Source organism: Curtobacterium sp. RIT-PI-V, from assembly GCF_025642935.1.
Classification (GTDB): Bacteria; Actinomycetota; Actinomycetes; order Actinomycetales; family Microbacteriaceae; genus Curtobacterium.
Genome location: NZ_JANZKM010000012.1, coordinates 36,068 through 56,513 on the forward strand (window position 1 = coordinate 36,068; position 20,446 = coordinate 56,513).

The 20,446-nt window shown below is 72.7% G+C and carries 18 protein-coding genes; 3 read left to right on the forward strand and 15 right to left on the reverse strand.

All coding sequences use genetic code 11. The features are described 5' to 3' along the window. Positions 1–3 precede the first annotated feature (3 nt). Positions 4–654, forward strand: a complete 651-nt coding sequence (locus OGL88_RS09265) for a cyclase family protein (RefSeq protein WP_263054861.1) — start codon at positions 4–6, stop codon at positions 652–654. Beyond that, positions 651–1,337: an alpha/beta fold hydrolase gene (locus OGL88_RS09270; RefSeq protein WP_263054860.1), complete on the forward strand. Its 687-nt coding sequence runs from the start codon at positions 651–653 to the stop codon at positions 1,335–1,337. Before OGL88_RS09265 ends, OGL88_RS09270 begins: the two co-directional genes overlap by 4 nt. Before the next feature lie 30 nt (positions 1,338–1,367). Here OGL88_RS09270 and OGL88_RS09275 read toward each other — a convergent pair whose 3' ends face one another. The 10 genes from OGL88_RS09275 to OGL88_RS09320 form a co-directional block, all read right to left on the reverse strand. Further along, positions 1,368–2,645 (reverse strand): metal-dependent hydrolase family protein, encoded by a 1,278-nt coding sequence (locus OGL88_RS09275; RefSeq protein WP_263054859.1) that lies wholly within the window; start codon positions 2,643–2,645, stop codon positions 1,368–1,370. Positions 2,646–2,664: 19 nt separating this feature from the next. Then, on the reverse strand, positions 2,665–3,483 hold the full coding sequence (locus OGL88_RS09280; RefSeq protein WP_263054858.1) for an ABC transporter ATP-binding protein: 819 nt from the start codon (positions 3,481–3,483) through the stop codon (positions 2,665–2,667). Continuing rightward, a complete protein-coding gene (locus OGL88_RS09285) occupies positions 3,480–5,222 on the reverse strand; it encodes a dipeptide/oligopeptide/nickel ABC transporter permease/ATP-binding protein (protein WP_235035917.1) in 1,743 nt (580 codons plus the stop codon). The genes OGL88_RS09280 and OGL88_RS09285 overlap by 4 nt, the downstream gene beginning before the upstream one ends. Then, the gene (locus OGL88_RS09290; RefSeq protein WP_111086468.1) at positions 5,215–6,276 is read right to left on the reverse strand and encodes an ABC transporter permease; all 1,062 of its coding nucleotides are present in this window, start codon (positions 6,274–6,276) and stop codon (positions 5,215–5,217) included. Before OGL88_RS09290 ends, OGL88_RS09285 begins: the two co-directional genes overlap by 8 nt. Positions 6,277–6,370: 94 nt before the next feature. Continuing rightward, positions 6,371–7,951, reverse strand: a complete 1,581-nt coding sequence (locus OGL88_RS09295) for an ABC transporter substrate-binding protein (RefSeq protein ID WP_165918706.1) — start codon at positions 7,949–7,951, stop codon at positions 6,371–6,373. 110 nt (positions 7,952–8,061) lie between these two features. Continuing rightward, positions 8,062–9,453, reverse strand: a complete 1,392-nt coding sequence (locus OGL88_RS09300) for an amidohydrolase (RefSeq protein WP_263091211.1) — start codon at positions 9,451–9,453, stop codon at positions 8,062–8,064. Then, entirely contained in the window at positions 9,446–10,051 is a 606-nt protein-coding gene (locus OGL88_RS09305; RefSeq protein ID WP_263054856.1) for a cysteine hydrolase family protein, read from the reverse strand. Before OGL88_RS09305 ends, OGL88_RS09300 begins: the two co-directional genes overlap by 8 nt. A gap of 113 nt (positions 10,052–10,164) precedes the next feature. Beyond that, positions 10,165–10,719, reverse strand: coding sequence for a hypothetical protein (locus OGL88_RS09310; RefSeq protein ID WP_263054855.1), 555 nt, complete (start codon positions 10,717–10,719; stop codon positions 10,165–10,167). Next, a complete protein-coding gene (locus OGL88_RS09315) occupies positions 10,716–11,477 on the reverse strand; it encodes an amidohydrolase family protein (protein WP_111086473.1) in 762 nt (253 codons plus the stop codon). The genes OGL88_RS09310 and OGL88_RS09315 overlap by 4 nt, the downstream gene beginning before the upstream one ends. Positions 11,478–11,618: 141 nt before the next feature. Beyond that, on the reverse strand, positions 11,619–12,119 hold the full coding sequence (locus OGL88_RS09320) for a hypothetical protein (RefSeq protein ID WP_263054854.1): 501 nt from the start codon (positions 12,117–12,119) through the stop codon (positions 11,619–11,621). Positions 12,120–12,229: 110 nt separating this feature from the next. Here OGL88_RS09320 and OGL88_RS09325 point away from each other — a divergent pair, with 110 nt between their 5' ends. Beyond that, complete coding sequence (locus tag OGL88_RS09325; RefSeq protein WP_263054853.1) at positions 12,230–12,925, forward strand: GntR family transcriptional regulator; 696 nt, start codon at positions 12,230–12,232, stop codon at positions 12,923–12,925. A 102-nt stretch (positions 12,926–13,027) separates the two neighbouring features. Here the strand turns inward: OGL88_RS09325 and OGL88_RS09330 are convergent, their stop codons facing one another. From OGL88_RS09330 to OGL88_RS09350, 5 genes are read right to left on the reverse strand one after another with little or no spacing between them, the layout of a single operon-like run. Next, a complete protein-coding gene (locus OGL88_RS09330; protein WP_263054852.1) occupies positions 13,028–14,461 on the reverse strand; it encodes an amidase in 1,434 nt (477 codons plus the stop codon). Then, a complete protein-coding gene (locus OGL88_RS09335; RefSeq protein WP_263054851.1) occupies positions 14,461–16,461 on the reverse strand; it encodes a primary-amine oxidase in 2,001 nt (666 codons plus the stop codon). The genes OGL88_RS09330 and OGL88_RS09335 overlap by 1 nt, the downstream gene beginning before the upstream one ends. A gap of 28 nt (positions 16,462–16,489) precedes the next feature. Beyond that, the gene (locus OGL88_RS09340; protein WP_263054850.1) at positions 16,490–18,046 is read right to left on the reverse strand and encodes a gamma-glutamyltransferase; all 1,557 of its coding nucleotides are present in this window, start codon (positions 18,044–18,046) and stop codon (positions 16,490–16,492) included. Next, positions 18,043–19,137 (reverse strand): FAD-dependent oxidoreductase, encoded by a 1,095-nt coding sequence (locus OGL88_RS09345; protein ID WP_263054849.1) that lies wholly within the window; start codon positions 19,135–19,137, stop codon positions 18,043–18,045. Before OGL88_RS09345 ends, OGL88_RS09340 begins: the two co-directional genes overlap by 4 nt. Then, on the reverse strand, positions 19,134–20,375 hold the full coding sequence (locus tag OGL88_RS09350) for an aminotransferase class V-fold PLP-dependent enzyme (RefSeq protein WP_263054848.1): 1,242 nt from the start codon (positions 20,373–20,375) through the stop codon (positions 19,134–19,136). Before OGL88_RS09350 ends, OGL88_RS09345 begins: the two co-directional genes overlap by 4 nt. Positions 20,376–20,446 lie beyond the last annotated feature (71 nt).

A 20,446-nucleotide genomic window follows, 5' to 3' on the forward strand; every position in this document is an offset into this window, starting at 1 on the left:
GCCATGACCGACGCGATCGACATCAACATCCCGATCCACACCGAGATGCTGCACTGGGGCCGGCGCCCCACCTTCGAGATGGTCGAGGAGATCGCGGACGGGTACCCGTCGGACGTCTCCCGCTGGCTGATCGGTGCGCACACGGGCACGCACGTCGACGCCCCGTCGCACTTCGTGCCCGGTGCGACGACCGTCGACGAGATCGCGCTCGAGAGCGTGGTCGGCCCGGTCCGCGTCCTCGACCTGCGACACGTCGTCGAGGAGATCACCGCCGACGACCTCGAGGAGGCGGGTGCGGCCGGCGCCGAGCGCGTGCTGTTCCGCACGCGCAACTCGACCGACGCGCTGACCCGGAACGAGCGGTCGGAGACGTGGGTCGGCCTCGGCCCGAGCGGCGCGCAGTGGCTGGTCGACCGCGGGGTCCGGTTCGCCGGCATCGACTACATGACGATGGAGGCCCCGGCGCACACCGAGGCGTGGCCGACACACGTCGCCCTGTGCGGCGCCGGCGTCGTGATCCTCGAGAACGCGGACCTGTCCGAGGTCGAGCCCGGCGACTACCTGATGGTCTGCCAGCCGGTGCCGTTCGCGGGGCGCGAGGCCGCTCCCGCTCCGACCGTCCTGCTCCCCCTCGCCGTGGCGACCCACGCATGAGCGTCCACGTGGTCCTCGTCCACGGTGCCGGCGGTTCGCCGTCCACCTGGTCGTCCGTCGCCCCGCTCCTGCGCGACCGCCGTATCCCGTACACGCTCGCCGACAACGCGATGACCTCGCTCCGCGACGACGAGGCCTCGGTCCGCGCCCTGGTCGACGGCATCGACGGCCCGGTCCTGCTCGTCGGCCACTCCTACGGCGGCGCCGTCATCACGAACGCGGGCACGCACGACCGCGTCGTCGGACTGGTCTACGTCGCGGCCTTCGCTCCGGACGCGGGCGAGTCGGTCTCCGGGATCGTCGAGACCCGGGAACCCGCTCTCGTCTCGCAGTACATGCACCGCGGCCCGGCCGGCGAGTGGATCGCACAGGACGACGAGGAGTCGCGGCTGGCGCTCGCTTGGGACGTGCCCGAGGACGTGCTCCGGGCCGCACGTGCCGAGGGGCGAGTCACCGCCGACGCCGCCTTCCAGCAGCCCACGGCAGAGCCCGCCTGGCGGACCCGCCCGAGCTGGTACCTGGTCGCCACGAGCGACCGGCACCTGCTGCCCGCGATCCAGCGCGACTTCGTCGCCCGGATGGGAGCAGTGGTCGACGAGGTCGACACGAGTCACGCCGTCACGCACGCCGCTCCGGACCGGGTCGTCGCCGTCATCGAGCGCGCGGTGGCCGCGCTGCGCTGACCACCGCCGGCTGCGCGGGTGGCGCCACGGTCAGGAGGCCGTGGTCACCAGTCCGTCCAGGTCCTTGACCACACGACCCGCCTGCAGGACCGCGCGCACGCTGGCAGCGTCGGCCAGCGCGCCGACGCCGGCGAGCGGGTCGACGCCCGAGACGACCAGGTCACCGGCCTTGCCGGGCTCGACGGAGCCGAGCCGGGCCTCCAGACCGAGCAGCCGGGCACCCTGCAGCGTGCCGGCCGTGATCGCGGCGAGCGGCGAGAGCCCGACCTGCACGAGGCGGGCGAGTTCGGCGAGGTTCCGACCGTGCGGGTGCACACCCGCGTCGGTGCCGAGCGCGACGGGGACGCCGGCGGCGACGGCACGTCGCACGCTGTCGAGGCCGCGAGCGTGCAGTGCCGCGCGCTGTGCGAGGCGTTCCGCAGAGGCGGTGGACGGGTCGAGTTCGCGCAGGAGCGTGCTGAGGGTGGGGACGAGCACCGTGCCGCGTTCGACCATGAGCGCGATGGTGTCGTCGCGCAGGTCGTAGCCGTGTTCGATGCTGGCGGCTCCGCCGAGCACGGCGGCACGGACCGCGGCGTCGGTGAGCGCGTGGGCGGTGACCGGGCGGCCGCCGCGTTCGCGGACCAGGTGGACGACGAGCCGCACCTGGTCCTCGGTGATGCCGACGTCGTCCGGGTCGTCGGTCGGCGAACCGACCCCACCGGACGTGGAGACCTTGATCGCGTCGGCGCCGGTGCGGAGCAGCGAGCGGACCGTCCGGACGACGTCCTCGTCGGTGTCGACGACGCCCGGCGCGGGCATGCCCGGCCGGACGGCCCAGGCCGGCAGCGACCCGTTCGGCCGGACCGGGTCGGCGTGGCCACCGGTCGGCGAGAGCATGGCGATCGCGAGGTGCAGGCGCGGACCGGCGACGGTGCCCCGGGCGACGGCGTCGCGGTAGCCGGGGGTCAGCCCGTCCAGGTCCCGCGCGGTCGTGACGCCGGCGTGCAGGGTGCTCCGGAGCACCTCGGCGACCTCGAGCACGTGCTCCTCCGGGAACCGTGCCCGCTGTTCCTCGGGCGTCGTCGGCACCATGCTGAGGTGCACGTGCGCGTCGACGAAGCCGGGCAGCAGCCACCGGCCGGACAGGTCGACCGTCGGCACGTCCGCAGCCGGGGCGCGCCGTGGACCGACGTAGGTGACGTCGCCGTCACGCAGCTCGACCTCGGCGTCGGCGCGGGGCGGAGCACCCGTGCCGTCGACCAGGGTCGCGCCGACCAGTCGGAGCACGCCGTCGGCGTGCGGGGTCGTCGGGAGTCGTGCCGCCACAGCGGGCCTTCCGGGTCGGTCAGCCGGCCAGGCTGAAACGGGCGGAACCGGGGTCCGCGTCGAGGAGACGACGCGTGTACCAGTGCTGCGGATCGGCGTAGATCTGCTCGACCGGACCGGCCTCGACGACCTCACCCTGGTACAGCACGACGACTTCGTCGCTCACACGCTGCACGACCGCCAGGTTGTGCGAGATGAACATCATCGTCAGGCCGAGGGACTCCTTGATGTCGGCGAGCAGCTCCAGGATCTGCGCCTGCACCGAGACGTCGAGCGCCGAGGTGATCTCGTCGGCGATGACCAGGTGCGGGTCGATGACGAGGCCGCGGGCGATGGCGATGCGCTGCCGTTGCCCGCCGGAGAACTCGTGCGGGTAGCGGTGCATCATGTCCCGTGACAGCCCGACCCGCTCGAGCCAGCCGCCGATGCGGTCCTCGTGGGTGGCGACCCGGGGGCGGACGGGGTCGATCGCCTCGGCCAGGGTCTGCGCGACGGTCCGTCGCGGCGAGAGCGACGAGTACGGGTCCTGCGGGATCATCTGGATCCGGCGACGGTACCCGCGCAGGGTCGACCGGTCGGCCGCGGTCAGGTCGACGCCGTCCACCGCGGCGCTGCCCGAGGCGGGCTTCACGGTGCCGACCAGGACCTTGGCGAGGGTGGACTTGCCCGAGCCGGACTCGCCGACGACGCCGACGGTGCGACCTCGCTCGAGGCGGAGGTCGACGCCGTGCAGGACGGTCGTCGAGCCGAACGCGACGTCGAGGGCGCGGACGTCGATCATGGGGGCCGTGCCGGTGTCGGTTGCGTGGCGTTCGCGCGTCGTCGTGGTGTCGGTCATGCGTGTGCCTCCGCCTGTTCGGTGCGCGTGGACTCCGTGGGCACGGTCACGACCGGAGTGGCCGCCAGGAGCTGCTTCGTGTACGGGTGGTCGACGGTGTCCGGGGAGAGCCCGGCGACGTCGTCGATGCGCTCGACGATCTCGCCGTTCCGCATCACCAGGACCCGGTCGCACAGTGCTCGGACGACCCCGAGGTCGTGGGAGATGAACAGCACGGCGGTGCCGGAGTCCTCGTTCATCCGCTTCAGCACCGTCAGCACCTCGCGCTGGACGGTGACGTCGAGGGCGGTGGTCGGTTCGTCTGCGATGAGCAGGTCGGGCTTCGTGCTCATCGCCGACGCGATCATCGCGCGCTGCTTCATGCCGCCGGAGAGCTGGTGCGGGTACTGGCGCAGTCGACCCTCGGGATCGGTCAGCATCACGGCGCGGAAGCCCTGCGTCAGGAGTCGGATCGCGTCACGTCGGCTGTGTCGCAGCCGCATCCGCAGCACGTCGGACAACTGGATGCCGAGCACCATGGCCGGGTTCAGCGCGGTGCCCGGGTCCTGGTAGACCAGGCCGATGCGGGAGGCGAGCACGCGGTCCGGCACACGACCGAGCAGGTCGACGCCGCCGAGTTCGAGCCGCCGCGCGGAGCCCTCGAGCCCCTCGCCCAGCAGCTTGGCGACGAGCGAGGCCGTCAACGACTTGCCCGAACCGGACTCGCCGACGATCCCGAGCACCTCGCCCCGCCGGATGGTGAACGAGACGTCCTTGACCAGGGCGCGTCCACTGGCGGCGTGCTGCACCGAGATGCCGTCCGCGACGAGCACGGCGTCGTCCTCGACCGCGAGCGTCGACGGGCCGGTCGCGCGGGTGGTGCGGGACCGCGTGGTGTTCGACCGCGGGTTCGCGGCAGCGGCCAGTCCGTCCCCGACGAGCAGGGCGGCGAGGGAGGCGAAGGTCAGCGCGACCGCGGGGCCGACGATGACGACGGGGTTCACGACGATCCGGTCGAGTCCGTCGTTGAGCAGGGTGCCCCAGTCGAACGCGGGGGTCTGCGCGCCGAGGCCGATGAAGGACAGTCCGGAGATCTCGACGAGCGATCCGGAGAAGGCGCCGGCGATCAGGATCAGCGTCGGCTCGGCCATGTTCGGCAGGACGTGCCGCATCGCGACGCGGTGCGCCGGGACCCCCATCAGGCGTGCCGTCGTGACGTACTCGCTGGTGGAGATCTTCGCCGCCAGGTTGGCGGTCAGACGGGCGAAGCCGGCGATGTTCGCGACGGCGATGGCCACGACGACCTGCACCATGCCCTGCCCGAGGATCGCTGCGACGATGATCGCGACGAGCATCGTCGGGTAGCTGACCGCGAACTCGATCCCGCGCAGCCCGAGCTCGCGCACCCGGCGGGGGGCGAGCCAGACGCCGATGCCGAGCGCGATGCCCACGATCGCGGACAGGGCCGTGGCGGCGAGCGCCATCAGGACCGTGGCCCGGGTGGCGACCAGGGTGCGCGCGAGCATGTCGCGGCCGAGGGTGTCGGTACCGAGCGGGTGTTCGGCGGTGGACCCCAGCCCAGAGGTACCGCCGATGCCCGTGGCCTGGGCGCCGAACACGAACGGTGCGACGACCGCCACGATCAGGATCAGCCCGAACATCGCCAAGCCGACGATCAGCCCGCCGTTCCACGCGAAGGTGCGGGGACGCGATGCCGGGTCGGTCGAGGCCGCCTGGACGGCGGTGATGGTGTCAGCCACGCTTCTCCCCGAGGGTGCGCGGGTCGATGAGACCCAGGATGATGTCGATGACGAGCGTGATCACGAGCGAGATGAGCCCGATCACGAAGACCGCGGCGCGGATCACGGGGTAGTCCTTGTCCACCGCGATCGCCTGCACGATGACGCCGCCCAGGCCCGGCCACGCGAAGACCGCCTCGGTGATGAGTGCCGAGCCGAGCAGGGCCGTCAGGATGATCCCGGACAGCGTCAGTGCGGTGGTGAGCAGGTTCGGCAGCATGTGCTTGGCGTAGATCGACAGCGCCGGCAGCCGCCACCCGCGGGCGGTGCGCATGTAGTCCTGCTCGAGGATGACGGCGGTCTCACGGCGGACGATGCGGGCCACCGAGCACGTGCCGCCCACGGTGAGCGAGGCGATCGGCAGGACCGCCGCCGCGCCGAAGTCGTAGGCCGGCGAGTACGCGGGCGGCAGCACGTGCAGCAGGACCGCGAAGACGACGACGAACCCGGTGGCGAGCACGTACGTGGGGATCGACGAGATCAGGCCGGTGACCGCCGAGAACGAGACGTCGAGCCAGCGGTGCCGGTCGCCGCGGGTGAGGACACCGACGGTCATGCCGAGTGCGAGTCCGAGGACGAGCAGCAGCAGGACCGCGGCGATCGTGATCGTCAGCGTGTACGGCACGGCCGTCATGACGATGTCCATCGCCGGTGCGCGGTACTTGTACGAGTCACCGAAGTCGCCCTGCACGACGCCGGCGACGTAGTGCCACAGCTGGACGGGGATCGGCTGGTCGAGACCGAGTTGGTGCCGGACGAGCTCGACCTGGGCGAGCGTCGCGGTGTCGCCGGCGATGGCCGTTGCCGGGTCGCCGGGGATGAGCTGCACGATGAGGAACGTCACGAGGACGAGCAGCGCCAGGTTGATGACGAGTCCGACGGCACGGCGGAGCAGGAAGCGGCGCCATGCGCCACCGAGGCTCGCGGCCCGGGGTGCGGCGGCGGTCGGGGTTCCCGGAGACCCGGGGGTGCCCGGACCGGGCACGGGGAGATGGTCGACGGTGGTGGTGCTCATCGCGGGTCCTCCTGGTGCTCCGGTCCGGGCTGGGGTGGTGCGGTGGTGCGGTGGTGCGCGTTGCGTGGTGCGTGGTGCTCGTTCGGTCAGGCGATCAGGAGACGATCCGCATGGCGGAGACGTCCCAGTAGCCCGAGAACACGTGGGTCTCGAAGCCCTTGCGGGCGACGTACCGGTGCGTGTCCGTGATGAGCGGGGTCATGTCGACGCGCTCGAGGATCGACTTCTGCGCGGTGGCGAAGTCCTCGCACTGCTGGTCGGCGTCCGACGTGGCCATCGCCGCCTGGTAGGCCGCGAGTCCCTCGGGGTTGTCGCTCGAGGACACGTTCGTGCCGCCCTCGGCGTAGGTCGGTCCGACGTAGCGCGCGATCGAGGTGTTGATCAGCCCGGTCTGCGCGTCCTCGGCCGCCACGGCGACGTCCCAGGTCTTGGGCTCGGTGCGCATCTGCTTGGTCCAGTCGGCAGGGTCCGGTGCCGAGACCTTCACGGTCGCACCGGCGTTCCGCAGCGACTCCGCCAGGAAGTCGGCGGCGGGGTCCCAGTTCGACATGATGAGCAGGCGGATCGTCTTGCCCGTGAGCTCCTTCGTCGCGGCCTTCGCGTCGTAGGACTGCACGAGCGACGAGTCGTCCACCGCGCAGCGGTAGCTCGCCGCGTTCACCGTGTTCTGCTCGACCCCGAGTCCGTCGAGACCGGCGTTGTTGAACCCCTTCGTGTCGATCGCCTGGGCGACCGCGGCACGGAGCGGCTGGTCGTCGGCGAACACCGAGCCGGAGCCCTCTGCCTCGTTGAACACGAGGTTGTAGGCCGAGCTGGCGAACTGCACGGTGGAGTAGTCGTCGCCGCTGAAGCGCTCGGCGTTCGAGTCGTAGAAGCGTGCGACGTCGACACCGCCGGACTGCAGCAGGTTGGCGCTCGTGTTCGAATCGCCCTGCACGGTCAGGTTGATCGTCTTGGCCGGCTCACCGGTGACGGTCTTCCACGCCGGCCAGGCGTCGTAGTCGGACCGCAGCGCGTAGGAGACGCTCTTGCCGGCCGAGGACTTCGCGAGCGTGTACGGGCCGGACCAGGCGCCGTCGACGGTGCCGGCCGCGAGGCCCTTCGTGTCGGCGAGACCGGCCGGGCAGATGATCCCGGTACCGGGGCGGGTCAGGCCGCCGAGCAGCTGCGAGTACGGCTCGCTGAGCGAGATCGTCAGCGTGCCGGCGGCGTCGTCGGCGGTGAACTTCGGGTCGCCCGAGCCGAAGGCCTGGTTCTTCCAGGTCTGCGCACCCGAGTCGTCGAGGCCGACCAGGTACTCGAATGACTTCTCGACGACCGTCGGCGTGATCTCGGTGCCGTCGGAGCACGTGGCGCCGTCGCGGATCGTGAACTCGTACTTCGACGCCGACTCGGCGTCCCACTTCGTCGCGAGTCCGCCGATGTAGCCGCCGTCGTCGCCCTCGCCCTGCCGGAGCAGGGTGTCGAAGCCGAGTCGTGCGACCTCGACGTCCGAGCTGGCCGAGGCCTTCGCGGGGTCGAAGGTCGCCGGGGCGTACCAGAGCTCTGCGTTGATCGTGTCGGTGCTCGACGAGCTGTCGCCGCCGTCAGCGGAGCCGGACGCGGTGCACGCGCTCAGGGAGAGTCCGACGGCGGTCGCCAACGCGACGCCGACGAGGATGCGCTTCCTCACCATGGTGCTGTCCTCCAGTGGGATTCGGGGTGATGCCAGGGAGTCAGTCCCAGGGGCGGGTCCAACTTGGATCCAATTTAGAACAATCCGCATCCAACAGTGTTTCGAGTGGATTACATCTGCCCGAGACGAGCCGCGGCGTCGAAGACTGTCACGCCGCCGACGTCGGTGCGCAGGACCCGCGCCGCGGTGAACTCGTCGACCGTGCACGCGGCCGGGTCCACGTCGAGCAGCACCCAGTCCGCCAGGGCGCCGGCGCGCAGCACGCCGCGACGGTCCTCGGCGAAGGACGCGTGTGCGGCACCGCGCGTGTAGGCCTCGACCGCCTCGAGCACCGAGAGTGCCTGCACCGGGCCGATCGGCTCGTCGAGGCCGCGCATCCGACGGGCCGCGGCGACGGGGACCACCTCACGCGGGTCGAAGGGGAAGTACGGCGCGTCCGAGCCCATGGCGACCGTGGCACCGGCGTCGGCCCAGGTCCGCATCGGGTTGACCTCGTCGACACGGCTGCCGAGCCGGCGCTGCAGCCCGGCGGCGTTCTTCCAGGCGATCGAGGGCTGCAGCGACGCCACGACACCGAGGCGTGCCGCACGGTCAGCGCTCGCGACGCTCGGCTCGAGGTACGCGTGGATGAGCTGGCAGCGGAGTCCGGCGACCGATCGCCCCGTGTCCCGTTCCGCTGCCTCGAGCCCGTCGAGCACCTCGGCGACCGCTCGGCTGCCCACCGCGTGGACACCGAGCCCCCACCCCGCGGCCACGCACGACGCGGCGAGCCGGGCGAAGTCGCTCGCCGCGATCCGCTGCACGCCGTGGTCGTCGCCGGTCCAGGGCCGTTCGAGCAGCGCCTGCCCCTTCATGCCCTCGCCGTCGTAGTAGACCTTGACCGGGCCGAGCCGGAGGCGGTCGTCGCCGTCACCGGTCACGCCGTCGATCGAGTCGAGCACCGCCAGGGCCGCATCGACGTCGGGAACCGCTGCACTGCCGAGCTCGGGGTAGGGCATCGCGACCACGCGCAGGGTCAGGAGTCCCTGCCGGTGCGCCTCCCGGTACCCCTCGAGCTCGGGCAGCGTGACGGCCGGGTCGACGACACCGGTGAACCCCATCGCGTGCAGCAGCGGCTGGACGCGGCGGATCGCGGCGAGCCGGTCCCCGAGCGTCGGCGGTGCGTCCCCGATCCAGTCCGGGGCATCCGGGTCCGCGTCGCCGTCGGCGAGCATCGCGGCCGAGAACGTCGCTGCGTCGGCGTCGCCGTCCACGAGCTGCAGCGCTTTGAGTCCGGCGCGCTGCGCGTGCGCGTGGGCGTCGGTGAACCCCGGCAGGACGGTGCCCTCGACGTGGTCCTCGGCCGTGCCCTCCGGAGCCGCCGCCCGCACGTCGTCGAGCGTCCCGACCGCCGCGATCCGGTCGCCGACGACGAGCAGGGCCTCGGCGGTCGGCACCCCGGGGTCCATCGTCCGGACGTGTCCGACGACGAGCCGCGCGGACCGGCCGGCCGCCTCACACACCGACGGGCTCCCGCTCGTCGAGCCAGGTGCGCACGTCCGCAGCGGTCACGAGGGCGTCCCGCTGGAGGTACCCGATCGCCTCCAGTGCCGCGTCGTGCGCGCGTTCGCTCGACCCGGCGACGCAGTCGGTGAGGACCCGGACGGCGTAGTCGTGCTGGTGGGCGTCGGCCGCCGTGTAGTGGATGCAGACGTCGGTGAGTCCGCCGACGAGCAGGACGGTGCCGGCTTTGTACGCCTTGAGCACGATCTCGAGCTCGGTGCCGAAGAACGCCGAGTAGCGCCGCTTGCGGATGACGAACTCCTCGGGCCGAGGGTTGATCCACGAGGCCAGCTCGGTCTGCTCCTCGCCCTCGATGCAGTGCGGGCCCTCGGCGCCGTCGAGCTCACGGCCGATGTCGACGAGGTCCGGCTTGTGGACCTCCTGGATGAAGACGACGGGCACACCCGAGGAGCGGCAGTGCTCGATGAGGTCACGGACGCGCGGTGCGCGCTCGGCACGGCCGCCCATCACGGGGATGCCGGGCGTGGGCATCGTCGAGGCAGCTCCGCCCTGGATGTCGACGACGATCAGGACGGGGTTGCCGGAGACGGCGAGCATGCTGGTGGTTCCTTCCGGGACGGATCGTGCAGCGGGTGGGGACCGGTGCGCGCCGTCGCCGTCATCCTCTGACGGGATCCGGCACCGCAGGGGTCCGGGGTGTTTCCGCGGTGTTAAACCTCAGGTGTCGCCGAACCGGGCGGTGTCGCCGAACCGGGCGGTGTCGCCGAACCGGGCGGTGTCCCCGCGGGCGCCGTCACCGCTCCAGCCGCCGCCCGCGCGCTCCGCCGCCGCCGGAAGGGCAGCAGCTCGGCGACCCCGACCGGCCCGAACCCGTTCCCGACCGCGACCCACACCCGGGCGTCGGGCGCGTGGTCACCGAGCAGCTCCGCGCAGACCCCGCACGGCTCGATCAGGTGCATCGTCCCGCCCGGCCTGCGGAGCACACCCACGACCGACACCACCGGCGACCCGGCGACGACGGCCGCACTCAGCGCAGCGGACTCGGCGCAGACCGACGCGCGACCGGCCGATGCCTCGACGTGCAGCCCGGTGACCACACTGCCGTCGGCGAGCCGGAGTGCTGCGGCGACCTCGTGCACCCCCGTGCGGTACCGCCGGTCGAGCACGTCGGTCGCGATCCGGAGCAGCTCCTGGTCCGCGGCGCCCATCCCGGACGGCGGGCCGGCGAGCACCGGTCGGTCAGACGCGGGCGAGCCGCTGCTCACGACCAGCCCAGGATCCGCGCCATGTTGCCACCCTCGACCAGGGCCCGGTCGGCCTCGTCCGGGATCGCCTTCGCGATCTTCATGCGCTCGAGGTCGAAGTCGCTGCCCGGCCACTCCGACCCGAGCAGGATCTTCTCCGCGCCGAGGCGCGCGTACGCCCGCTTGACGTCGGACATCAGGGTGGCCGAGGTCTCGAGGTAGACGTGCGGGTTCCGCTCGGCGACGATGATCGCCTCGGGCACGTTCCACACCGCGCCCATGTGGGCGATGATCGTCGGCACCGTCGGGAAGTTCTTCGCGATCTCCTCGATGGAGAACGGTGCACAGAACGCGTCGTCGAGTGCGTTGATCAGCACGGGCAGGCCGAGCTCGGCGCAGACCTCGAACAGCGGGTCGAGCAGGCCGTGGTCCGCGACGTGGTAGCCGTGCAGGCTGGGGTGCAGCTTCAGGCCGACCAGCCCGCCCTCGGCGAAGCGACGGATCTCGTCGGTGGCGTTCTCCCACTGCGGCATGACCTGGCCGAAGCCGAACAGCCGGTCCGGGTGCGCGGCGACCAGGTCCATCAGGAAGTCGTTCTCGATCCCCTGCGCGAGCGAGCAGACCATGGCGCGGTCGACCCCCGCGGCGTCCATGCGGTCGAGGATCCGGTTCGCGTCGAACGGCGTGTACGCCGGCGGCTCCTCGCCCGGGCGCACGCCGCTCAGGTAGTCACTGCGGCCGCGGCGGTCCTGCGTGGTGTTGTAGGCGTCGATGATCATCGTGGGCGTCTCCTCGTCGGCGGCTCGTGGGGCGGAACTCCCGCACATGTGATCCGATACTGCCAGAATTGGATCCAATTTGGTAGCACTGGGGTGCGAGACACCCAACCTGGAGGCGCGACACACCCCCGCCGCGCTGGGTCAGTGCACGACGACCATCGCGCCCATGGCCAGCACGCTCACCAGTGACGCCGCCCGGCGCACGGACTCGACCCGCGGCACCCGGCCGCCGACGACGTTCCACAGCACCACACCGGCGTGCACCGCGACCGCCACCCCGACCGGCAGCAGCACCGCACCGTGGGAGTGCCCCGCGCCGGCACCAGCACCGGCATGGCCACCTGCGAGCAGCACGAACACCGCGCCGAGCAGCATCCCGAGCGCGTGCAGGTGGTCGCCACCGGGCCGACTCCGGCGACGCCACCGGTCCACCGCAGCCGTGCCCATCGCGCATCCACCGAGCAGGAGCGCCCAGAACGGCGCCGGCACCATGTGGAGCGCCGGCACGTGGACGTCGAGCATCGCGACGAGCATCACCGCCTCGGCGACGAGGGCGACCGGCCCGACCCGTCGCCCGCCAGCGATGCCGAGCCCGAGCGCACCGACGGCTGCGACGAGCATGACGACGAGCAGCACGGACATGATTGGATCCAATCACGAGCGAGTCGGATACGGCAACGGGATCCAACACCTGGCAGGATTGGATCCGCAGCGGGGGCTCGCTGTGACGACGTACCGAGGGAGACCACGACGTGACCACCAGCGACGGCAATGCACTCGTCGACGACCTCGCCGCCCGGATCCGCGCGAAGATCATGTCCGGCGAGATCCCCATCGGCGCACCGCTCCGCCAGGCCGACCTCGCCGCGCAGTTCGGCATCAGCCGCACCCCGGTCCGCGAAGCGCTCCGGCAGCTGCAGACCGGCGGCCTCATCGAGGTCGTGCCGAACCGTGGCGCGGTGGTCCGGGTGCCGGTGCCGTGGGAGGTCCGCGAGGCGTACGAGGTCCGCGCCGAGCTCGAGTCGCTCGCAGCCCGTCGCGCCGTGGACCGGCTCGACGACGCCACCATCGCGCAGCTCCGCTCGGTGAACCAGGCGATGTACGAACGCTCCCTGGCGGCGGCCGAGGGCGAGCAGCCGAAGCAGCGCGAGGGCAGCGACAACGACCAGTTCCACGGGCTCATCTACCAGGCCTCCGGCAACACCCGGCTGACCCGGATGCTCGTCGAGATCAACGACGCCTTCCCCCGGAACGTCTCGGCCCTGGTGCTCCGCGAGAACTCCCGGCACCGCGAGGAGAACTTCCGCGAGCACGAGGAGCTCATCGAGGCGCTCGTCGCCGGCGACCGCGAGCGCGCCGCCGAGCTCATGCGCGACCACGTCCTGCGCGCCGGCGAGCACCTGGCGCACTGGTACGAGCGCCGCTCGTCCACCGTCTTCACCGGCTGACCCGGCGCGACCAGCGAAAGCGGCGCGAGAGACCGGACCGCGCGGTCCCGCACTGACGGGGCGGGGCCGACCCGCGCCTCCCGACCGGGCCGCGCCGGCCGCCTACAGGACCGGCGCCCGCCGGATCCAGCCGGTGGCCTCCTCGATCGCGCGCGTCACCGCGAGCAGCTGGGCCTCGCGGCCGTACCGCCCGACGACCTGCACGCCGACCGGCAGCCCCTCGGGCGTGAACCCGGCCGCGGTCACCACGACCGGGTGCGCCGTCAACGTCAGCCGGTTCGCGAGCATCTGCCACGTGAAGTAGCGGTCGAAGCGGTGGCCGTCGACCTCGTCGACCCACTCGACCTCGGCCGGCGGCGCGACCACCGGCGTCGCCGGCAGCACGAGCACGTCGTGCCGGTCGAGCACCGCAGCCGTGTCGCGGTACATCCGGGTCCGACGCTCGTACGCATCGGCGAGCTGCGCCGCCGTGGTGGCGCGCCCCTGCTCGACGTTGCGGACGTAGTCCGGGCGGAACCCGGTGGCACCGGCGTCGACGGCGTGCCGCCCACCCAGGAAGAACTCGAACGTCTCGATGGTCTCCCACGCTTCGTCGGCACCCGCGAAGTCGGGCTCGTCCGCCTCGACGACCGCTCCGAGCCCGGCGAGCTGCTCGGCGAACGCCCGGTGCACGGCACGCACGGCCGGGTCGATCGGCAGGCCGCCGGCGTCCTCGCTCCACGCGACGCGCAGGCCGTCGAGCTCCACCGGACGGACCGGGTGCTGCGTCATGGCGGACATCGGCCAGACGGTCTTCTCGACGGCCAGGGCTTCCATGAAGCGTGCCGCATCGGCGGAGTCGCGCGCCATCGGGCCGGTGACGCCGTGCGGCGTCCAGGCGTTGCCGGTCCGGCCGCTCGGCACCCGGCCCGGGCTCGGCCGGACGCCGACGACGTTGCAGAACGCGGCCGGGTAGCGCAGGCTCCCGCCGCTGTCGGAGCCGTCTGCGATCGGCAGCATCCGCCCGGCGAGCGCCGATGCGGCACCACCGCTGGACCCACCCGCGTGCCGCGAGGTGTCCCAGGGGTTCACGGTCGTGCCGAACACCGGGTTGAAGGTCAGCACGCCCTGGCCCATCTCCGGCGTGTTCGTCTTGCCGATGATGATCGCGCCTGCGTCGCGGAGCAGCGTCGCGAGGACGCTGTCCTGCTCGGCGGGGCGCGCGTCGGCGAACGCCGCCGACCCGTTCGTGGTCGGCAGTCCGGCGACGTCCATCAGGTCCTTCACCGCGGTGGGCAGGCCGTGCAGGAGCGGGAGCGGTTCGCCCGCGGCGCGTGCCGCGGCGGTGCGGCGGTCCGCCGCTTCTGCCGCGGCCAACGAGACCGAGTCGGGCTGCTGGGAGACGACGGCCTGGAGGCGCGGGTTGCGTTCCTCGATCCGGTCCAGGTGGGCGCGCATCACCTCCACCGCCGACACCTCGCGGTTCGCGACGGCGTCGGCCAGGCGGACGGCGGACCAGTCGGCGAGGTGCTCCGCGGTGTGCTCGGGCGCGGGCATCAGCGGCCGCCCTCGTGGTCGTGCTGCTGCTCGGCGTGCACGTGCCCGTCGTGCGCGGCGTCGGCGTGGTGGTCGTGCGCCGCGTGGTCGTGGTCGTGGCCGGAACCCGGCGCGCAGTGGTCGGTCGCCGACGGCGGGACGTCGAGCGAGGGGTTCCGGTCGAAGAAGCCGTCCGGTTCGAGCCGGAAGCCGATCGTGTCGACGGGCATGATCGGCCACTGCTCCGGCCGCGGGAAGTGGTGCACGCCGAGGACGGGCCACAGCACGAGGCGCTCGTTCTCGAGGGACCGGTCCGCCTGCTGCCAGACGTGCACCCCGTCGTCACCGAGCTCGCCCTGGTTCGGGTACTCGCCGGCGATGAAGCGCTCCTCGGGGTCGAAGGCGCTCGCCCAGAGGTGCTTCGCGACGAACGGCGCCTTCCGCTCGACGATGCTGCCGGGGCGGACGTGCAGCTGCGCGGTGTTCTGGACCGCCAGGCGGTAGGCCGTGCTCTCGCCGTAGCGGTTCTGCGCGGACTCGCTCTCGATGCGCCAGTGCAGCGCGCGGGCCGGGTCGGTCATCCGGGCGCCGTCGGCCTCGGAACCGATCGGCGTCTCGACCGCGATGCAGGCGTTGCCGTAGGGGTTCAGGGCCTCGTCGGGCTCGGGCTCGGCGTGCACCTCGACCAGCCGGTTCAACGGCCCGTCGACGGCGGTGTCGAGCCGGACGGCGAAGTAGTGCTGGTGCGTCGGGGCCTGCACGTTCGGTGCGACCATCCGGCCGTACCGCGGGGTCTCGCCGTCGGCGATGCCGGACACCGACATCAGGCCGGTGAGCTTCACCTCGAGCTCGACGGAGCCGTCCTGGTACAGCGACCAGTAGAAGCCGTAGTCGTAGTTCGCCACGGTCGCGAAGCTCGAGATCACGAGTCGGCGGCTGCGACGGACCTCGGCGCTGCCGGTGCGGGTGTTGACGTGCTTCCAGAGGATCGAGTCGTCCTCCTCGTGCAGGCAGATGCCGTTGACGATCGTCTGCGCTTCGCCGTGGCCGTCCAGGAAGTCGACGTCGAAGTAGCGGATCTCCCCCAGGCAGTCGCAACCGAGCTCGAGGCTCGCGGTCAGCGGGCCGGCGCCGTACTCGCCCCAGTCGAAGAAGTTCTTCCGGTACGCGGTCGGGTCGCTGTCCAGGTACGGCACGTACATCTCGTTGACGGCCGCACGGTGCAGCACCGGGCGCTCGACGTCGCCGTCGCGGTAGGACAGGTCGTGCAGCACGAGCCCCTCGCGGTGTGAGAAGCCGACGCGGAACGTCCAGTTCTGCCAGCGGACCTCGTGCCCGTCGATCGTGAAGCCGGGACCGTTCGGCTGGACGATGTCGAGCGCGGAGACCTCGCGGTCGGGACCCCAGGTGCCGGAGGTGTAGACGCCGGTCTCGCTCGCCATCGGGATGACGCCGTGGTCCTCGATCCGGATGACCTCGAGGGTGTCGAGGTCGAGGATCGGGACGAGCCCGGCGACGGGTCGTGCGTAGCCGTTGTCCTCGGGGAACTCGCGGTACCAGACCGTGCCCCAGCTCAGGCGGCGGTCGGCGAGGTCCTCGGGCACGAAGCCGGTGATCGACTCCGGGTCGACCCAGACGAGCGACGTGTCGGTGATCCCGCGCTTCGCGAGCGCCTCGATGATGAGCGGCGACTTCCGTGCGGCCTGCGCGATGAGCCGTGCTTCGTCACTCGAGACGCCGGGGCGACGGTGGTCCACGTCGGTCCACGACTCGACGATCGCGGGCGAGTCCGGGCCGGCGGTCCACCCGCGCACCTCCCACGCGGCGTGGGCGTCCGGGTCCATCACGACGGTCCGCACCGGACGGGCGCCACCGGCGGTCGTGCCCCTGGCCTTCTCCTCGTCGAGCGCGATCCCCCAGAAGCGCGGCCGGGCCCCGATGCGCCCGGAGGCACGGACGGCGGTGACGAAGGAGGCGATCTCGACGGAGGTCAGCGGATCGAGGACGTGGGTGCTGCTCATGGGCTTCCTTCTCGGGTGGATCGTGCGGTCAGTGGGCGTCGAGGACGACGGCGCGGCCGTCCGCGCGGGGGTCGCTCGCGGCGTCGAGGTGTCCGTCGGCGTGCAGCCGGACGGTCTGCACGTGCCCGGCCTCGTCGACGGGGCCGTCGGTGCGGGCGACCGGCAGGCCGAGGGCGTCGGCGGCGGCGATCGCGTCCTCGGAGCCGGGTTCGGCGACGAGCGTCATCACCTCGTGCCCGAGGTCGCGCGCACCGATCACGAACCGCGGTCGGCCGAGGACCTCGTCGGGGTCGCTGCCCGCGGCGACCAGGTCACGGGCGAGCTGGGCGAGGATCCACGGCTGGGCGCTGCCGCCCTGGCAGCCGAGGCCGAGCACCAGGTCGTCGGTCTCGGCGATCACCGGCAACAGGGTGTGCGGCGGTCGCAGGCCCGGTCCGACGTGGGCGGGGTGTGCGGGGTCGGTGCTGAAGGCGGAGCCGCGGTTGTGCAGGACCACGCCCGTCCCCGGGTCGAGGATGCCGGAGCCGAAGAGCTGGTAGACGCTCTGGATGAGCGTGACGACGGTGCCGTCGCTGTCCGCAGCGGTCACCGCGACCGTGTCGCCGAGGGCCCGGCCGGCGCGGGGCAGTGCTCCGACCCGACCGGAGTCGCGTGGGTCGAGCATGGCCGCGACGTCGATGGAGCCGCCGCGGGGGTCGCCGAGTTCCGCCTGACGGACGAGTGCGGCACGGTGCACGGCGTCGACGAGGTCGGCGGTCGCGGCGGTCGCGGTGCCGTGCTCACTGCCGCCGGCGAGTGCTTCCGGCAGGATCCCGAGCAGCACGACGCCCTGCGTGGGTGGCGGCGCGACCCACCATCGGGCACCGCCGATCGTCGTGCCGCGGGGCTCGACGATCTCGGCGTCGTGCGCGGCGAAGTCGGCTTCAGTGTGGGTGCCCCCGAGCGCCCGCAGCCGAGCGGTGATCGAGGCGGCGATCCGTCCCCGGTACATCGCGCCCGGGTCGGCAGCGAGTTCGGTCAGGGTCGCGGCGAGTGCCGGCTGCACGAGCGGGTCGCCTTCGGCCAGGAGCGCCCCGGCGTCGTCGGTGAAGACCTCGCGCATCCCGGGGTCGGCGTGGAGCTCGTCGGTCCGGACCGCGATCGCACGGCCGAGTCCGGCGGAGACGGGGACCCCGTCGGCCGCGAATCGTGCTGCGCGGGTCAACGGGTCGGCGAGCCCGAGCCGGCCGCCGAGTGCGTCGATCGCCTGCCATCCCGCGACGACGCCGGGGACCGTCACGGTCTGGGCGCCCTGCCGGGGCATCCGGTCGTGCTGCGCGAGCGCCGCGACGTCGATGCCGGCCGGTGCGGCACCGGCGGAGACCACGGCGACGACGGGCTGTCCTCGCCGACGGACGAGGGCGACGAGGTCCCCGCCGATGCTGCACTGGTGCGGGTAGACGACGGTCAGTGCCGTGGCCGCCGCGAGCGCGGCGTCGATGGCGTCCCCGCCGGCCGCGACCGCCTCGGACGCAGCGTCGAGGGCGGCCGGGTGCGGTGCGGCGACGGCGATGCGTCGGGTGGAGGGTGCTGCTGGGGCGGTCATGCGGTGGTCACCATCCGTGCGGGGCTGAGGAACGCGAGGTCGGGTCGGTCGATGCCCTGCACCAGGTCGGCGACGGCCGCACCGATCGCCGGCCCGAACTTGAAGCCGTGGCCGGAGCAGGCCGCGGCGAGGAGCACCTCGGGCTGCTCGGGCAGGGCGCCGACGACGAACCGCTTGTCCGGGGTCATCGTGTAGAGGCACGCGACTGCCTGGGCACCGGCGGTGACGATGCCGGGGACGAACCCTTCGAGGAGCTCGGCCAGGTGCGCGACCTCGGCCTCGGTCGGCGGTGCGACGGGCACGTCCGGGTCCCACACGGGTCCGGCGTCGATGCCGATCTTCGCGCCGGATCCGGCGGTCTCCGGGAGCCCGAAGACGAGCCCCTCCGGCAGGTCGATCGAGAAGCACCCGAGCGCGGGCGGCTGCGCCACGGTCTGCCCCGTCGGCGCGGTGAGCGTGACGATGCGCCAGACCTCGAAGAACGCGGCGGCCTCGGGTACCAGGTGCGACGCCCAGGCGCCGCCGGCGAGCACGAGCCGTCGCGCGCGGACACTGCCGGCGTCGGTCAGGACGGTGACGACGCCGTCGTCGACCTGCCAGTCGAGCACGGTCTCGCCGTACCGCAGGTCGGCGCCGGCCGCCGCGGCGGCGGACTGCGCGAACGCGAGCGCCCGCGCGGCCTCGAGCACACCGGCGTCGGGGTCGTGGACCGCGCCGTACGACTCGGGCGGACGCAGCGAGGGCGCGAGCGTCGGCCAGGCTGCGCGGTCGACCGGGAGGCTCGCCCCACCCTGCATCGTCGGCTCGCCCCGGTGCGCGTACAGTCCACCGGTCCGGTGCAGGAAGGGCGCGCCGGCTGCGGCCCCCCAGCGGTCCCACCCGCGGTACGCACGGTCGACGAGGTCGTTCCACACCGGGTGTGGGTACGCGCGGCGGATCATCCGGGTGGCGCCGTGCGACGAGCCGCGCTCGTGTCCCGGCGCGAAGCGCTCCACCGCGACGACGTCGAGGCCGCGGCGCGCGAGCTCGTACGTGGCGGCGGATCCGTGGATGCCGAGTCCGAGGACGACGACGTCGTGCACGGCCGTCACGCGCGGACCTCGGCGACGACGTCCGCGACACCCTCGAGCAGGACCCGGACGTCCTCCTCGTCGTTGTACACGTGCGGCGAGACGCGGACGACGCTCGGCAGGCCACGGGCGCCCAGGTCCCACTGCGCGTGGCTCGCGGGGACGGAGATCGAGTCGATGCGGCGCTGCCGGAGCCGGGCCGAGACCTCCTTGCCGGCGACGCCGTCGACCGTGAAGGTGACGATCGCGGACGCTGACGCGGACGGGTCCGCCACGGTGACGCCGTCCACGGCGTCGAGCGCGGTGCGCAGGTGGGCGCCGAGGCCGACCAGGTGCGCCTCGGTCGCCGCCGGCCCGCGGTCGAGCGCTTCGCGCAGCGCCACTCCGAGGCCGAGCCGTGCGGCGACGGAGCACTCCCACGTCTCGAGCTGTCGCGCGGTGCCGTCCATCGTCCACTCATCCTCGCCGGTCCAGACGGCTCCGCGGACATCCGGCGCCCACGCACCGACGCCCTCGAGCATCCCGCGGCGCAGGTAGGCGATCCCGGTGCCGCGCGGCCCGCGCAGGAACTTCCGGCCGGTGGTGACGAGGGCGTCGCAGTCGACGGCGCGCACGTCGATGTCGATCTGGCCGACGGACTGCGTGGCATCGACGACGGTCAGGGCGCCGTGGCGACGGGCGACGGCGCTGATCTCCGCGATCGGTTCGACGAGGCCGGACGAGGTCGGCACGTGCACCGCGCTCACGACGACACGGCCGCTCGCTCCGGCGACGGCGCGGTCCAGGGCCTCGAGGTCCATGGCACCGGTGGCGTCGCTCGGCACGACCTCGAGCCGCACGTCGTCGTGCCGCTGCATGGCCAACAACCGGAGCGCCTGGCTGACGTAGCTGGATCGGGGTGCGACGACCGTGTCCCCGGCGCCGAGCCGCAGCGCGTCGAAGACACCGCGCAGGCCGCTCGTGGCGCTGTCGAACAGGGCGATCTCGTCCGGCGCCGACCCGAGCAGGGTGGCGGCCGCGGTGTAGACGCCGGCGACCTCGTCGGCGACCTGGTTGGCGGCTTCGTACCCACCCACCCGCTGTTCCCGGCGCAGGTGGGTGACCACTGCCTCCAGGACGCCGTCGCTGACCAGGCCCGCGCCGGCCGCGTTGAAGTAGTGGCGCCCTGCGGTGCCGGCGGTGCGAGACCGCTCGGCGGCCACGTCGATCGCCGTCACTGCCTGGGCGGCCATCGTGCCGTCCTCGAGACCGATCGTCATGTCGCGGGTCCTCCCTCGTGCGCGCCACCCCCGGACGCTGAATGGATCCCATCATAAACAGGTTGTATCCA

Excerpts from the sequence above, each read along its gene's own strand:
- OGL88_RS09290 (WP_111086468.1), bottom strand. The coding sequence starts at position 6,276 with ATGAGCACCACCACCGTCGACCATCTCCCCGTGCCCGGTCCGGGCACC.
- OGL88_RS09335 (WP_263054851.1), bottom strand. The coding sequence starts at position 16,461 with ATGAGCAGCACCCACGTCCTCGATCCGCTGACCTCCGTCGAGATCGCC.
- OGL88_RS09315 (WP_111086473.1), bottom strand. The coding sequence starts at position 11,477 with ATGATCATCGACGCCTACAACACCACGCAGGACCGCCGCGGCCGCAGT.
- OGL88_RS09320 (WP_263054854.1), bottom strand. The coding sequence starts at position 12,119 with ATGTCCGTGCTGCTCGTCGTCATGCTCGTCGCAGCCGTCGGTGCGCTC.
- OGL88_RS09350 (WP_263054848.1), bottom strand. The coding sequence starts at position 20,375 with ATGACGATCGGTCTCGAGGACGGCACGATGGCCGCCCAGGCAGTGACG.
- OGL88_RS09305 (WP_263054856.1), bottom strand. The coding sequence starts at position 10,051 with ATGCTCGCCGTCTCCGGCAACCCCGTCCTGATCGTCGTCGACATCCAG.
- OGL88_RS09295 (WP_165918706.1), bottom strand. The coding sequence starts at position 7,951 with ATGGTGAGGAAGCGCATCCTCGTCGGCGTCGCGTTGGCGACCGCCGTC.
- OGL88_RS09340 (WP_263054850.1), bottom strand. The coding sequence starts at position 18,046 with ATGACCGCCCCAGCAGCACCCTCCACCCGACGCATCGCCGTCGCCGCA.
- OGL88_RS09265 (WP_263054861.1), top strand. The coding sequence starts at position 4 with ATGACCGACGCGATCGACATCAACATCCCGATCCACACCGAGATGCTG.
- OGL88_RS09270 (WP_263054860.1), top strand. The coding sequence starts at position 651 with ATGAGCGTCCACGTGGTCCTCGTCCACGGTGCCGGCGGTTCGCCGTCC.
- OGL88_RS09330 (WP_263054852.1), bottom strand. The coding sequence starts at position 14,461 with ATGCCCGCGCCCGAGCACACCGCGGAGCACCTCGCCGACTGGTCCGCC.
- OGL88_RS09280 (WP_263054858.1), bottom strand. The coding sequence starts at position 3,483 with ATGACCGACACCACGACGACGCGCGAACGCCACGCAACCGACACCGGC.